At 64.8% G+C, this 12,675-nt stretch carries 13 protein-coding genes; 4 read left to right on the forward strand and 9 right to left on the reverse strand.

Features of this window, described 5'->3' with window-relative positions; translation table 11 throughout:
- Positions 1–14: 14 nt before the first annotated feature.
- From PMI04_RS12435 to PMI04_RS12445, 3 genes are all read left to right on the forward strand, one after another.
- Positions 15–1,484: a DUF4403 family protein gene (locus tag PMI04_RS12435; protein ID WP_037485802.1), complete on the forward strand. Its 1,470-nt coding sequence runs from the start codon at positions 15–17 to the stop codon at positions 1,482–1,484.
- Between the two features lie 62 nt (positions 1,485–1,546).
- Positions 1,547–2,002, forward strand: coding sequence for an SRPBCC family protein (locus PMI04_RS12440; protein ID WP_007707302.1), 456 nt, complete (start codon positions 1,547–1,549; stop codon positions 2,000–2,002).
- Complete coding sequence (locus PMI04_RS12445) at positions 1,989–2,324, forward strand: metalloregulator ArsR/SmtB family transcription factor (protein WP_007707304.1); 336 nt, start codon at positions 1,989–1,991, stop codon at positions 2,322–2,324. Before PMI04_RS12440 ends, PMI04_RS12445 begins: the two co-directional genes overlap by 14 nt.
- Before the next feature lie 6 nt (positions 2,325–2,330).
- Here the strand turns inward: PMI04_RS12445 and PMI04_RS12450 are convergent, their stop codons facing one another.
- The 8 genes from PMI04_RS12450 to gpmA all read right to left on the reverse strand — a co-directional run bounded on the left by PMI04_RS12450 (position 2,331) and on the right by gpmA (position 10,208).
- The gene (locus tag PMI04_RS12450) at positions 2,331–2,762 is read right to left on the reverse strand and encodes a DUF3035 domain-containing protein (protein WP_007707305.1); all 432 of its coding nucleotides are present in this window, start codon (positions 2,760–2,762) and stop codon (positions 2,331–2,333) included.
- Entirely contained in the window at positions 2,762–3,283 is a 522-nt protein-coding gene (gene lspA / locus PMI04_RS12455; RefSeq protein ID WP_007707306.1) for a signal peptidase II, read from the reverse strand. The genes PMI04_RS12450 and lspA overlap by 1 nt, the downstream gene beginning before the upstream one ends.
- Entirely contained in the window at positions 3,280–6,150 is a 2,871-nt protein-coding gene (ileS, locus tag PMI04_RS12460; protein WP_007707307.1) for an isoleucine--tRNA ligase, read from the reverse strand. Before ileS ends, lspA begins: the two co-directional genes overlap by 4 nt.
- 146 nt (positions 6,151–6,296) lie before the next feature.
- The gene (locus tag PMI04_RS12465; protein ID WP_007707309.1) at positions 6,297–7,223 is read right to left on the reverse strand and encodes a bifunctional riboflavin kinase/FAD synthetase; all 927 of its coding nucleotides are present in this window, start codon (positions 7,221–7,223) and stop codon (positions 6,297–6,299) included.
- Between the two features lie 137 nt (positions 7,224–7,360).
- A complete protein-coding gene (locus PMI04_RS12470) occupies positions 7,361–7,849 on the reverse strand; it encodes a dihydrofolate reductase (protein WP_007707310.1) in 489 nt (162 codons plus the stop codon).
- Entirely contained in the window at positions 7,846–8,916 is a 1,071-nt protein-coding gene (locus tag PMI04_RS12475; RefSeq protein ID WP_007707311.1) for a 5-(carboxyamino)imidazole ribonucleotide synthase, read from the reverse strand. Before PMI04_RS12475 ends, PMI04_RS12470 begins: the two co-directional genes overlap by 4 nt.
- Positions 8,917–8,924: 8 nt before the next feature.
- Positions 8,925–9,413, reverse strand: coding sequence for a 5-(carboxyamino)imidazole ribonucleotide mutase (gene purE / locus PMI04_RS12480; protein WP_007707312.1), 489 nt, complete (start codon positions 9,411–9,413; stop codon positions 8,925–8,927).
- Positions 9,414–9,521: 108 nt separating this feature from the next.
- Positions 9,522–10,208 carry a 2,3-diphosphoglycerate-dependent phosphoglycerate mutase gene (gpmA, locus tag PMI04_RS12485; protein WP_007707313.1) on the reverse strand — a complete coding sequence of 229 codons (687 nt, stop codon included), beginning with the start codon at positions 10,206–10,208 and terminating at the stop codon, positions 9,522–9,524.
- Between the two features lie 154 nt (positions 10,209–10,362).
- Here gpmA and sppA point away from each other — a divergent pair, with 154 nt between their 5' ends.
- Complete coding sequence (gene sppA, locus PMI04_RS12490) at positions 10,363–12,246, forward strand: signal peptide peptidase SppA (protein ID WP_007707322.1); 1,884 nt, start codon at positions 10,363–10,365, stop codon at positions 12,244–12,246.
- Between the two features lie 24 nt (positions 12,247–12,270).
- Here the strand turns inward: sppA and PMI04_RS12495 are convergent, their stop codons facing one another.
- Positions 12,271–12,642 (reverse strand): YciI family protein, encoded by a 372-nt coding sequence (locus PMI04_RS12495; protein WP_007707324.1) that lies wholly within the window; start codon positions 12,640–12,642, stop codon positions 12,271–12,273.
- Positions 12,643–12,675: the final 33 nt, after the last annotated feature.

A 12,675-nucleotide genomic window follows, 5' to 3' on the forward strand; every position in this document is an offset into this window, starting at 1 on the left:
AGGCATCGCTGGTCGTGCGTATCGCATCTTCGCTCTGCCTTGCATTGCTGCTGGCCGCTTGCTCGGGGAAGGACAAGGTTGAGGCGCCGCCGCGCGCAACCGATCCAGTGCCATCCCCGCAAGGCTCCTCGGTCATCACCGTGCCGATCGAGATAGACCGGACGCTGGTCCTGCATGCCATTGAGCAGGCGCTGCCGCGCGAATTGTGGAGCATCAACCAGCCCGGCGCACGCTGCGTTCCGCCGCAGCATGTCAAGCTGCTCGGCAAGAAGATCAACGTCACGCCCGTGATCAAATGCACCATCGTCGGCACAGTGACGCGCGGCGCCATCCGCCTGCATGGCCAGGGACGCGAATTGATTGCGGACGTACCAATCCGGGCGACGGTGGCCGCCCGCGATGTGGCCGGTGTGCTCAAGGGCGAAACCGCGACTGGCGGGGCGATGGCCCATGCCCGGCTCAGCCTGTCGCTCGCGCCCGACTGGTCGCCCCATGGCACGGTGCGCCTCAGCTATGACTGGACCACCCCGCCGGGCATCGATTTCCTGGGCCAGCGCATCGCCTTTGGCGACAAGGTGGACGAGAAGCTACGCCCCCTGATCGCCAAGCTGCAACAGCAATTGCCCCAGGAACTGGCCAAGGTCGCCCTGCGCCCGCAGGTTGAGAAACTATGGAGCAAAGCCTTCACCAGCATATCGCTCAATCGCGAGAATCCACCGGTCTGGATGCGGGTCACGCCGCAACGGCTGTTGTTCGATGGCTATGCGATGGAAGGTGATCGGCTGCGCATCAATCTGGGCATCCAGGCGGTGACCGAAACCGTGGTCGGCGACCGCCCCGCCGATCCGAAACCCACGCCCCTTCCCCCGCCCGCCGCCGAACCGATCAACGGCGACCTGCGCTTTTTCATCCCGGTCCGCGCCGACTATGCCCAACTGGAACCGGTGATCCTGCGTGCGCTGCAAAAGCGTGCCAAACGGCCGTTCGATGTGCCCAAGGTCGGTGCCCTGCTGGTCCGTTTCGACAAGGTCATCTTCTATGGCACCACCGGCAATCGCGTGGCGGCGGGCGTCGACCTGGCGGTGCGCGGCGCCGGCGGCAAGATCGGCGAGACCAAGGGGCGCATCTGGCTGACGGCGCGGCCGGTCAACGCGCCCAATTCGCCGGTGATCCATTTCCAGGATCTCTCGGTAATGGGCGACAGCAATGGCGTGGGCGGCGACCTGATCATCGCGGTTGCCAGCAGCCCCAGTTTCGCACCGGCCATCGCCGACGCCCTCAGCCAGAATTTCGCCCATGATCTGGACAAGTTGATGGTCAAGATACGGCACGCGATCGGCGAGCGCGACACCCGCAACTTCCACATCTCGACCAGCATCGACAAAACGGAAATCGGCCAGATCGCGGCCTATGGCCAGGGTCTCTACCTCCCCGTCCGTGCCGGCGGCCGGGCACATATCCTCTATGACCCCAGGCAGAATTAGCAACCATTTAGTTGCGTATTTGATCGATCCGGCACATATAGGCAACCAGGAGGTTGCTCATCATGACCAATAGCATCATCAAGACGATCGACATCGCCGCTCCCATCGCGCGCGTATGGGATGCCCTGACCGACCATGAAAAATTCGGCATCTGGTTCCAGGTTGCACTGGACCAGCCCTTTGCCGTCGGCCGGCCTTCGACCGGACACATGACCTATCCGGGCTATGAGGATTATCGCTGGGAAGCGCGGATCGTCGCGATCGAACCGATGATCCGCTTCGCCTATGAATGGCCCGCGACCGGCGGCGACAAGGCGCTGATGGACAGCGGCGTTCCGGTAGCGGAATGGACGCTGGTCGAATTCGTGCTGGAACCAGCCGGCGATGGCACGCGGCTGACCGTCACCGAAAGCGGCTTCGACCAGGTCCCGGAACCGCGCAGGACCAACGTGATGCGCAGCAATGACGGCGGCTGGGCCGAGCAGATGACCAATATCGCCACCTATGTCGCCGGCTGATCCCGCACCGGTCTTCGCCGCCCTGGGCGATCCCACGCGCCTGGGGCTGATCGCGCGATTGGGCGATGGCGGCGCCCGGTCGATCGGACAATTGGGGGAGGATCTGCCGATCAGTCGCCAGGCCGTTGCCAAGCATCTCGACATATTGCTTGGCGCGGGACTGGTCCAGCGGCGCAAAAAGGGTCGGGAAGTGCATTTTGCCCTGCGGCGTCAGGGCATTGAAGACGCACAGGCCTGGCTTGTCCAGGTCGGCACGCAGTGGGACGCCAATCTGTCCCGGCTCAAAGCCATGGTGGAAGGGGGCGCCACAACGCCCCCTTGACCCTTATTACTGCTGCGGCTGGGGCGTAGCCGTCTGGGTCGAGGCGCGGGCATCCTGGCCATCGCCTTCCGGCGCGGCGATGATGTCGCGCGTAGTCGCGCCCTTGTCGACCACTTCCGTGCCCGGATCGCCCGCCTGCGAACGGATGCCGGCAGCGGCATTGGCACGACCGGCGGCATTCAGCGCAGAGGTTTCGGATGCGCTACGCGGTGCGGGACCGCCGAACAGGACATCCTGCGCCGCGCGGCTCGAATCAACGGCGGCCGCCGACGGCGTACCCGGCGCAGGGGGCACGAGCGCGAAATCGGGCGGGATCACCAGCGGTGCCTGACGCGAGACGGCGAATTCATCGGGCCGGGCGCGGCCCATCAGTCCACCGGACGAGCCGCAAGCCGACAGGGTGCCAACAAGACCGGCGGCGAGGATCAGTTTACGCATTACTTCAGGGTCTCCGTCTTTGCGCCCTTCTCGCGCAGCAGCAGCGCCCGCGCAAGCAGGATCAGCACACCAATCGTGATGGCCGCGTCGGCCAGGTTGAAAATCAGGAAGGGCCGCCATTCGCCGAAATGCAGGTCGGCATAGTCGACGACATAGCCCAGTCGCATCCGGTCGACGATATTGCCGATTGCGCCGCCCAGCACCAAGCCGAGCGCCGCGACGTCCGAACGCGCTTTCTCGCGCCACATCCACACGCCGACAAAGCCGGCGATCAACATGGTCATGCCGACCAATATCCAGCGCATCGTATCATTATCGGCATGGAAGAAGCCCATCGAGACGCCACGATTTTCCAGCCAGCGCAGGCGGAAGAAGGGCAATATCTCGATCCCCGCATCCGCCCGGCTCTGCAGCGCGAGCGGATAGGTGACGGTATATTTGACCAGCTGGTCGAGCGCGAGGGTGACGATCGCGACCGTCAGCCCCAGCGGGCGGTGATTGACCGCAGGCTTGAAGCTCATGCCTTCAACACCTCGTCACAGCGGTTGCACAGCGTGCCGTCTTCCTCGACCTCGGGCAGCAGGCGCCAGCAACGGCCGCACTTGTGCCACTCGCTGGGCTTGACGATGATGCCGTCGCCCACGCCCATCTCGATCCGAGCGACGATGGCGATTTCGGCGAAGTTCACACCGTCGCTGGGCAGCAGTTCGCCCATGGTGACATCGGCCTCCAGGCTGGAGCGGATCACCTTTTCGCGACGGAAGGGCTCGATCGCCTCGTTGACCTGCTCACGCTGGTCACGCAGCTCCGCCCATTTGTCGTTCAGATGGCTGTCGATCCAGTGATGGTCGACCTCCGGCCATTCCAGAAAATGGACGCTATCTTCGTCACTTGGAAAACGACTCTGCCATACTTCCTCAGCGGTGAAGGGGATGATCGGCGCGACATAGCGGACCAATGCGTGGAACAGCGTATCGAGCAAGGTGCGATAGGCGCGGCGCTTGGGGTCCGACTTCGCATCGCAATAGAGGCAATCCTTGCGGATATCGAAGAAGAAGGCGCTGAGGTCGCTGTTCGCGAAATCGAAGATCGCGCGGGTGTAGCGGCTGAACTCCAGCCAGTTCTCGCTCTTCGCCGCCTTGTCCACCACCGCGCGCAGTTCCGCGTCGAGCTGGGCCAGGCGATGGAGCATGTAGCGCTCCAGCTCCGGCATCTCGGCATAGCTGACCGCCTCGCTCTCCTCATAATCGGACAGGGCGCCGAGCATGTAGCGGAAGGTGTTGCGCAGCTTGCGATAGGCGTCGGACGAACCGGCCAGCACTTCCTTGCCGATGCGGACATCATCGAAATAGTCGGTGCTGGCGACCCAGACGCGCAGGATGTCGGCACCGCTTTCGGCCATGATCTTGAGCGGATCGACGACATTGCCAAGGCTCTTGGACATTTTCTTGCCCGAGCCGTCGAGCGCGAAGCCGTGGGTCAGCACCGCCTTGTAGGGGGCCTGGCCCCGGGTGCCGCAGCTTTCCAGCAGCGAGGACTGGAACCAGCCACGATGCTGGTCCGATCCTTCGATATAGAGGTCGGCGCGGGTGCCTTCGCCATAGCGGCCCTCGACCACGAAGCTGTGGGTCGAGCCGCTGTCGAACCAGACGTCGAGAATGTCGTTCACGACCTCATAGTCATTGAGGTCATAATCGGCGCCGAGCAGCGCCTGATGATCGGCACCGAACCAGGCGTCCGCACCGGCGCCCTTGAACGCCTCGATGATGCGGGCATTGACTGCCGGATCAACAAGATAGTCGCCAGTCTTGCGATGAACATAGAGGGCGATCGGCACGCCCCAGGCGCGTTGGCGGCTGATCACCCAGTCGGGGCGGCCCTCCACCATCGAGCGGATACGGTTGGTCGACCGCTCGGGCACCCAGCGCGTATGCTCGATCGCGTCGAGCGCGACTTCACGCAGGGTCGGGCCGTTGCTGCTGACGATCGGGGTAGGCATCACGCCGCCATCCATGTCGGCAATGCCGCCTTCCTGCGGCTGGTCCATCGGGATGAACCATTGCGGGGTGCAGCGGAAGATGATCTTCGCCTTGGAGCGCCAGCTATGCGGATAGCTGTGCTTGAAATCGTCCGACGCGGCGAGCAGCGCGCCCGCTTCACGCAGATCGGTGCATATCGGGCCATCCTTGCCGACGAATTTGGGGTTGATGACCGACCCCTGCCCGCCCAGCCACAGCCAGTCGGCGCGATATTTGCCGTCGCCTTCGACCGCGAAGACGGGGTTCAGGCCGTTCGCCTTGCACAGCGCAAAGTCGTCCTCGCCATGGTCGGGTGCCATATGGACGAGGCCGGTGCCCGCATCGGTCGTGACGAAATCGCCCGCCAGGAACGGACGCGGCTTGGCGAAGAAGCCGCCCAGCGCGTGCATCGGGTGACGCGCGACGGCACCGGCGAGGTCGGAGCCACGAATTACAATTGGATTGCCATTATCATCCGTGACTTGCCACAATTTCAGGCCAAGTTCAGAAGCGGCCTCAAATCTGATGGCGAACGCCGTAAACAACGGCGCTGCAATTATAAAGCGACGGTGCTTGTCGGTTACCAAGAAGTAGTCGATCTTCTCGCCATAGGCCAAAGCCTGGTTCACCGGGATCGTCCAGGGCGTGGTGGTCCAGATCACCGCATGGGCGCCGACCAGTTCGGGCGCGTTCGGCGCTTCGACGATCTCGAACGCCACGTCGATCTGGGTCGACGTGATGTCCTCATATTCCACTTCCGCCTCGGCCAGCGCGGTCTTTTCGACCGGGGACCACATGACGGGCTTGGCGCCGCGATAGAGCTGGCCGCTTTCCGCGAATTTCAGCAGTTCACCGACGATCGTCGCCTCGGCATCGAACTTCATGGTCAGATAGGGATCGGCCCAGTCACCCATCACGCCCAGACGCTTGAACTGCTCCTTCTGCACGTCCACCCATTTGTCGGCATAGGCGCGGCACTGGGCGCGAAACTCGGACGCGGGCACCTCGTCCTTGTTCAGCTTCTTCTTGCGATATTCCTCTTCGATCTTCCATTCGATCGGCAGGCCGTGGCAGTCCCAGCCGGGCACATAGGGCGCATCCTTGCCCAGCAGCGACTGGCTGCGGACGATGATGTCCTTGAGCACCTTGTTCATCGCATGGCCCATATGGATGTCGCCATTGGCGTAGGGCGGGCCGTCATGCAGGATGAAGCGTTCGCGGCCGGCGCGCTTCTCGCGCAGCTTGCCATAGAGGTCCATCGCCGCCCAGCGCGCGGCAATCGCCGGTTCCTTCTGCGCGAGGCCGGCCTTCATCGGGAAGTCGGTGACGGGAAGGAAGACGGTGCTTTTGTAATCGGGCTGGTCGGTCATATGGGGTCCGGCAAATTAAGCAAATCCGTTCGTCCTGAGTAGCCATTGAGCGAAGTCGAAATGGCGTATCGAAGGATGAATGCTTCGATACGGGTCTTCGACAGGCTCAGCCCCTACTCAGCACGAACGGGTGAGGTCAGGGGGCATTAAGCGAGGTAAGGCGTTCCCGCAAGGATTTGCCGTGCGTCGTCGCAGTCGCGGGCGATCTGCGCGATCAGCGGGTCGAGGCCGTCAAACTTCGCCTCCGGCCGGAGATAGTGGATCAGTTGCACTTCGATGCTCTGGTCGTACAGGCTTTCGGCAAAATCGAAGAAATGCGGCTCCAGCAACAGCTTGGGCGGATCGAAGCTTGGGCGGATGCCCAGATTGGCGGCGCCGTCCAGCACCCGGCCATCGACCAACAGCCCGCGCACGGCATAGATGCCGAAGGCCGGGCGCAGATAAGGGCCAAGATCGATATTGGCAGTCGGGAAGCCGATGGTGCGACCCAGCTTGTCGCCATGCTGGACCACGCCCTGTATCGCAAAGGGGCGCGTCAGCAGGCGGGTGGCGGTGGCGCAATCACCGGCCTGCAATGCGGCGCGGATGCGGCTGGAACTGATCACCCCTTCCGCGTCCGTGACCGGCGCGACCGCTTCGGCCGGCAGGCCCAGTTCGCCGAAACTGGCGATCGTGCCGCTGCGGCCCTTGCCGAAGGTGAAATCCTCGCCCGTGACGACCGCGGCGACGCCCAGCTCTTCCATCAGCAACCGGACATAGCCGGCGGGGTCGAGCGCGGCGAGTTCGCGGGTGAAGTCGAATACCAGCATTGCGTCGGCGCCGGCGGCCGCGAACAGCGCCTGCCGCTGGTCCAGCGTGGTCAGGCGAAAGGGCGGCGTATCGGGCTGGAACAGGCGCATGGGATGGGGATCGAAGGTGGCGACGATCGCCGGCCGTCCCTCCGCCCGCGCACGCGCGATCGCGCGGCCGACCACCGCCTGATGGCCGGCATGAAAGCCGTCGAAATTGCCAAGCGCCATGACGCCGCCGCGCAGATACGCAGGGATCGGGGCATTGCTGGTAAGCCGCTCCATGGCCGGGGCTATAGGGTGACACACAGGGCGTGGCAATTGGCGATCATGTCCATACATCCCTGTCGTCATTGCGAGCGTAGCGAAGCAATCCACCGACGCACATGGATTGCTTCGCGACGCTCGCAATGACGGAAGATTTACGGGCGACGGCCGAACGTCACGAAGCTGTAGGCCGGGCGCCCGTCCAGCGAGGGATGATCCGCGCGCGCCGTCTCGCGCCAGTCCACCGGATCGGGATAGCCGATATGGGTGTCACCTTCGGCGTCAACATGCACCTCGGTCAGTTCGATCCGGTCGGCCCGGTCGAGGAACAGGCGATAGATTTCCGCGCCGCCGATCACCATCAGCGTGGGCGCATCCGCCAACATGATCGCGGCGTCGACATCATGCGCGACCTCCGCCCCCTCGCCCGCCCAGCCCCGATCGCGGGTCAGCACGATATGGCGACGGCCGGGCAGCAGGCCGGGCAGGCTGTCGAACGTCTTGCGCCCCATCAGCATCGGATGGCCGGCGGTCAGCGCCTTGAAATGCCTGAGGTCGGCCGGCAGCCGCCAGGGCAGATCGCCATCCCGGCCGATCACGCCATTGTCGGCGCGGGCCAGGATCAGGACGATGTCGGGCGTCACAAGCTGAGCCGCGTCACATGCCCCATCTTGCGGCCCGGACGCGCCTCATGCTTGCCATAGAGGTGAAGATGATTTTCAGGGTCGGACAGGATGGCCGGCCACTCCGCCGCATCGTCGCCGATCAGGTTGCGCATCTCGACCCGCTGGGCGGCCAGGCCCGTATCGCCGAGCGGCAGGCCGCAGATCGCGCGGACATGGTTCTCGAACTGGCTGGTCAGCGCGCCCTCGATCGTCCAGTGGCCGCTATTATGGACGCGCGGCGCCATTTCGTTGAACACCGGGCCATCGGCGCTGGCAAAAAACTCCAGCGTCAGCACGCCGACATAGTCGAGCGCATCGGCGACCTGCCTGGCGAGCGCGCGGGCGGCGGGCAACTGCGCCTCGATCAGCGATCCGGCCGGCACGGTCGAGGTGGCGAGGATGCCATCGACATGGACGTTTGCGGCCGAATCCCAGAAACGCACCGCGCCGTCGGCGCCGCGCACCAGGATCACCGAATATTCCTGATCGAAGGTCACGAAACCTTCGAGGATGGCAGGCTGGCGCTGAATTGCGTTCCAGGCACCGACCGCGTCGCCCGGCTCGTTGATCCGGGCCTGGCCCTTGCCGTCATAGCCCATGCGGTTGGTCTTGAGGATCGCGCGGCTGCCGATCATCTCGATCGCGGTTTCCAGATCGTCCAGGCTGTCGACCGGCGCGAACGGCGCGGTCAAGCCGCCGAGGTCGGCGACGAAACGCTTTTCGGCGAGACGATCCTGCGCGATACGCAGCGCGCCGGCGCCGGGGCGGACCAGCCCATGGCTCGCCAGCACCTCGACCGCCGACGGGTCGATATTCTCGAACTCATAAGTGACGACGTCGACGCCCTCGGCAAAGGCGGCGAGCGCGGCGGCATCCTCATAGGCGCCCTGGGTCCAGCTTGGCGAGACATCGGCGGCGGGGCCGCTCGTCTCGGGCGCGTAGATATGGGTGCGATAGCCAAGCTGGGCCGCGGCCATGGCGATCATCCGGCCAAGCTGGCCGCCGCCAAGAATGCCGATGGTGGCGCCGGGAGCAATGGTCGTCATGATCGGGATCAGTCCTCGACGGTTTCGGCGACGGCGTCGGTCTGGCGCGCGCGCCATTCGTCCAGCCGCTCGGCCAGCGCATCGTCATGCGTCGCCAGGATCGACGCGGCGAGCAGGCCGGCATTGATCGCGCCGGGCTTGCCGATCGCCAGCGTGCCGACCGGAATGCCGCCGGGCATCTGAACGATGGAGAGCAGCGAATCCATGCCCTTCAAGGCCTTGGACTCCACCGGCACGCCCAGAACCGGCAGACGGGTCATCGATGCGGCCATGCCCGGCAGATGGGCGGCGCCACCGGCACCGGCGATGATGACCTTGAGGCCGCGGCCAGCGGCGCTGGTGGCATAATCATAGAGGCGTTGCGGGGTGCGATGGGCGGACACAACCTTGCACTCATGGGCAACGCCCAGCGCTTCCAGCGTCTCGGCGGCATGACGCATCGTCTCCCAGTCGGAGCGCGAGCCCATGATGATGCCGACTTCCACTGCCCCGCTCATATATCGCTTCCCCTGATGGGGCGGCCCACCGGCCTGCCCGGAAAGCAAAGCCCCTTAGCGGCCGGGCCGCCAAGGGGCAATGTGGTTTTCCGTATCGGCCGGGCCGAATTACCGTTCCGACAGATAATAGCGATCGGTCGCGGTCAGATCGTCGGCCAGTTCATAGACGATCGGCTGGCCGGTCGGGATTTCCAGTTCGGTGATCTCGTCATCGGGAATGTTCGACAGATGCTTGACCAGCGCGCGCAGCGAATTGCCATGGGCGGAGATGACGACGCGCTTGCCGGCCTTCAGGTCGGGCGCAATGACCGATTCCCAATAGGGCAGCACGCGGGCGATCGTGTCCTTCAGGCTTTCGGTCGACGGGATGGCAATGCCGTCATAGCGGCGGTCCTTCGACAGGTCGAACTCGCTGCCCGCTTCCAGCACCGGCGGCGGAACATCGAAGCTGCGGCGCCAGATCTTGACCTGATCGTCGCCATGCTTGGCTGCCGTCTCCGCCTTGTTGAGGCCGGTCAGGCCGCCATAATGGCGTTCATTCAGGCGCCAGTCCTTCTCGACCGGCAGCCACAGCCGCCCCATTTCCTCCAGCACCAGGTTCAACGTCTTGATCGCGCGGCTCTGGACCGAGGTATAGCATTGGTCGAAATCCAGCCCCTTTTCCTTGAGCAGGCGACCGGCGGCGCGTGCCTCCTCCACACCCTTTTCGGTCACGTCGACATCCCACCAGCCGGTGAAGCGGTTTTCCAAGTTCCAGGTCGACTGACCATGGCGGATGAGGACGAGCGTGGGCATCGGGCGTGTCTCCTGCACGATTGGGGCGAAAGATGCGCCTGCCATAGCGGGCAAAATTGTCCGCGCAAGCTTGTCGCGGGTCAGGACAAGCCCACATTGCAGTCAAACCGGCGATGCGATAGCTCGGGACGACCAACGGAAAAGGAATGGCGATTTGGCATTTGTGAAGGGCGCGTGGCGCATCCTGGTCGCGATCAAGGACGGACTGGTGCTCCTGTTCCTCCTGCTCTTCTTCGGGCTGCTCTATGCCGCCCTGTCCTTCTCGCCCAAGCCGGCCAAGCCCATCGCCAGCGGCGCGCTGCTGCTGGACCTGGACGGCAGCATCGTCGAGCAGCCGGCCGAGGTAAGTGCCACCGCCATCCTGTCGGGCTCGGGCGATCAGGCGAAGGAATATCGCCTGTCCGACATATTGACCGCGCTCGACGCCGCCCGCACCGATGACAAGGTGAAGGCGGTCGTACTCGACCTCGACGATTTCAGCGGCGGCGGCCAGGTCGCGATCGCCCGCGTCGGCAAGGCGCTGGACGCGGTGCGCGCCGCCAAGAAGCCGGTTTTCGCCTTTGCAACCCTCTATAGCGACGACAGTTACCAGCTCGCCGCCCATGCCAGCGAAGCCTGGGTCGACCCGATGGGTGGCGTCGCCATCGCCGGGCGCGGCGGATCGGGCCTCTATTATAAGGGGCTGATCGACAAGCTGGGGGTTAATACCCATGTCTATCGCGTCGGCACCTACAAGAGCTTCGTCGAACCCTATATCCGCGCCGACCAGTCACCCGCCGCCAAGCAGGCCAATCAGGAACTGGCCGGCGCCCTGTGGCAGAACTGGCAGGATGACGTGACCAAGGCGCGGCCCAAGGCGAAGGTTGCGGCCTATGCCGCCGATCCGGCCGCCGCCGCCAGCGCCGCCGGTGGCGACATGGCCAAGGCCGCGCTCGCCGCCGGGCTGGTCGATCATCTGGGCGATCAAGAGGCTTTTGAAGAGCGCGTCGCCAAGGTCGCGGGCGATCCGTCCGACAAGGACGACACCGACTATGCCGCGATCGACTATGCCGCCTATGTGAAGGCCAGGAAGCCCGCCAATGACGGGCAGATCGGCGTGCTGACCGTGGCCGGCGACATTGTCGATGGCGAGGCTGGCCCGGGCACGGCGGCGGGCGATACGATTTCCGACCTGCTGATGAAGGCGCTGGACGAGAAGGACTTGAAGGCCCTGGTCGTGCGCGTCGATTCGCCGGGCGGATCGGTGCAGGCGTCGGAGAAGATCCGCCGCGCCATCATGGAGGCCAAGTCCGGCGGCCTGCCGATCGTCGTGTCGATGGGCAATGTCGCGGCGAGCGGCGGCTATTGGGTCTCGACCCCGGCCGACATCGTCTTTGCCGAGCCCGACACCATCACGGGATCGATCGGCGTGTTCGGCATCATCCCCAGTTTCGAGGGCACGCTGGCCAAGATGGGCATCACCACCGACGGCGTGCGCACCACGCCGCTGTCGGGCCAGCCCGATATCGCGGGCGGCACCACGCCGCAATTCGACCAGATCATGCAGATGGGGGTCGAGGACATCTATCGCCGCTTCGTCGGCCTGGTCGCCCGAGCACGGCACAAGACGCCGGCGCAGATCGACGCCATCGCCCAGGGCCGCGTCTGGGATGGCGGCACCGCCCGCCAGATCGGCCTGGTCGACCGGTTCGGCGACCTCAACGACGCGATCGCCGAAGCCGCGCGTCGCGCCAAGATCGATCCGGCCAAGGCCAAGCCCTACTGGATCGAGAAGCAGCCGGACAAGTTCGCCGAGTTCATCCAGTCGATCGCCGACCGCGAGAAGGATGATGCCGGCGCCCCGCGCGACCTGATCGGCCGCGAAGCACGCCTGCAGCAACGCTGGGCACTGCAGGCAGTGGCCGACGTGCGCGGATTGGTCAGCGGCGCTGGCGTACGCGCCGACTGCCTGGAATGCCGCAGCTATGGCGCGCCCAAGGCAACCGCTGGAAAGGACGAGAAGGGCCTTCTGGCCATGCTGGTCGAACTGTGGCGATAGGGCGGGGGCGGTACTAAGCCGCCCTTACCCGATGATATCCTCGACGGCATAAAGCGGCCGGATTTCGATCTCGCTTGGTCCCGGCATCGGATTGGGACAGCGCTTCGCCCAGAGCAGGGCTTCCTCCATATCGGAAACCTCCCACAACCAGAAGCCCGCGACCTGTTGCCCGGCGGGGGTGAATGGCCCGTCCTTCACGACCCGCCCGGGACCATCGAATGCGATGCGCTTGCCCTCCGACGTCGGCCTGAGGCCGTCCGCCATGCGCAGGATGCCGGCCGCCTGCAGTTCGTCATTGAACCGCCCCATCGCCGCCATCATCTCATCCGTCCATGGCGACGGCGCGAACCCCTGTTCGCTATCTTCCGTCGCCTTCACAAATACCATCACGCGCATCTTCGCCTCCTCGTGCGAACCAGCCCGCCCACA

This window comes from Sphingobium sp. AP49 (assembly GCF_000281715.2).
Lineage (GTDB): Bacteria > Pseudomonadota > Alphaproteobacteria > Sphingomonadales > Sphingomonadaceae > Sphingobium.

Bases quoted from the DNA above. Each gene is read 5' to 3' on its own strand.
- PMI04_RS12440 (WP_007707302.1), top strand. From the start codon at position 1,547: ATGACCAATAGCATCATCAAGACGATCGACATCGCCGCTCCCATCGCG.
- PMI04_RS12475 (WP_007707311.1), bottom strand. From the start codon at position 8,916: ATGACGACCATTGCTCCCGGCGCCACCATCGGCATTCTTGGCGGCGGC.
- PMI04_RS12465 (WP_007707309.1), bottom strand. From the start codon at position 7,223: ATGGAGCGGCTTACCAGCAATGCCCCGATCCCTGCGTATCTGCGCGGC.
- ileS (WP_007707307.1), bottom strand. From the start codon at position 6,150: ATGACCGACCAGCCCGATTACAAAAGCACCGTCTTCCTTCCCGTCACC.
- lspA (WP_007707306.1), bottom strand. From the start codon at position 3,283: ATGAGCTTCAAGCCTGCGGTCAATCACCGCCCGCTGGGGCTGACGGTC.
- PMI04_RS12445 (WP_007707304.1), top strand. From the start codon at position 1,989: ATGTCGCCGGCTGATCCCGCACCGGTCTTCGCCGCCCTGGGCGATCCC.
- gpmA (WP_007707313.1), bottom strand. From the start codon at position 10,208: ATGCCCACGCTCGTCCTCATCCGCCATGGTCAGTCGACCTGGAACTTG.
- purE (WP_007707312.1), bottom strand. From the start codon at position 9,413: ATGAGCGGGGCAGTGGAAGTCGGCATCATCATGGGCTCGCGCTCCGAC.
- PMI04_RS12450 (WP_007707305.1), bottom strand. From the start codon at position 2,762: ATGCGTAAACTGATCCTCGCCGCCGGTCTTGTTGGCACCCTGTCGGCT.
- PMI04_RS12495 (WP_007707324.1), bottom strand. From the start codon at position 12,642: ATGCGCGTGATGGTATTTGTGAAGGCGACGGAAGATAGCGAACAGGGG.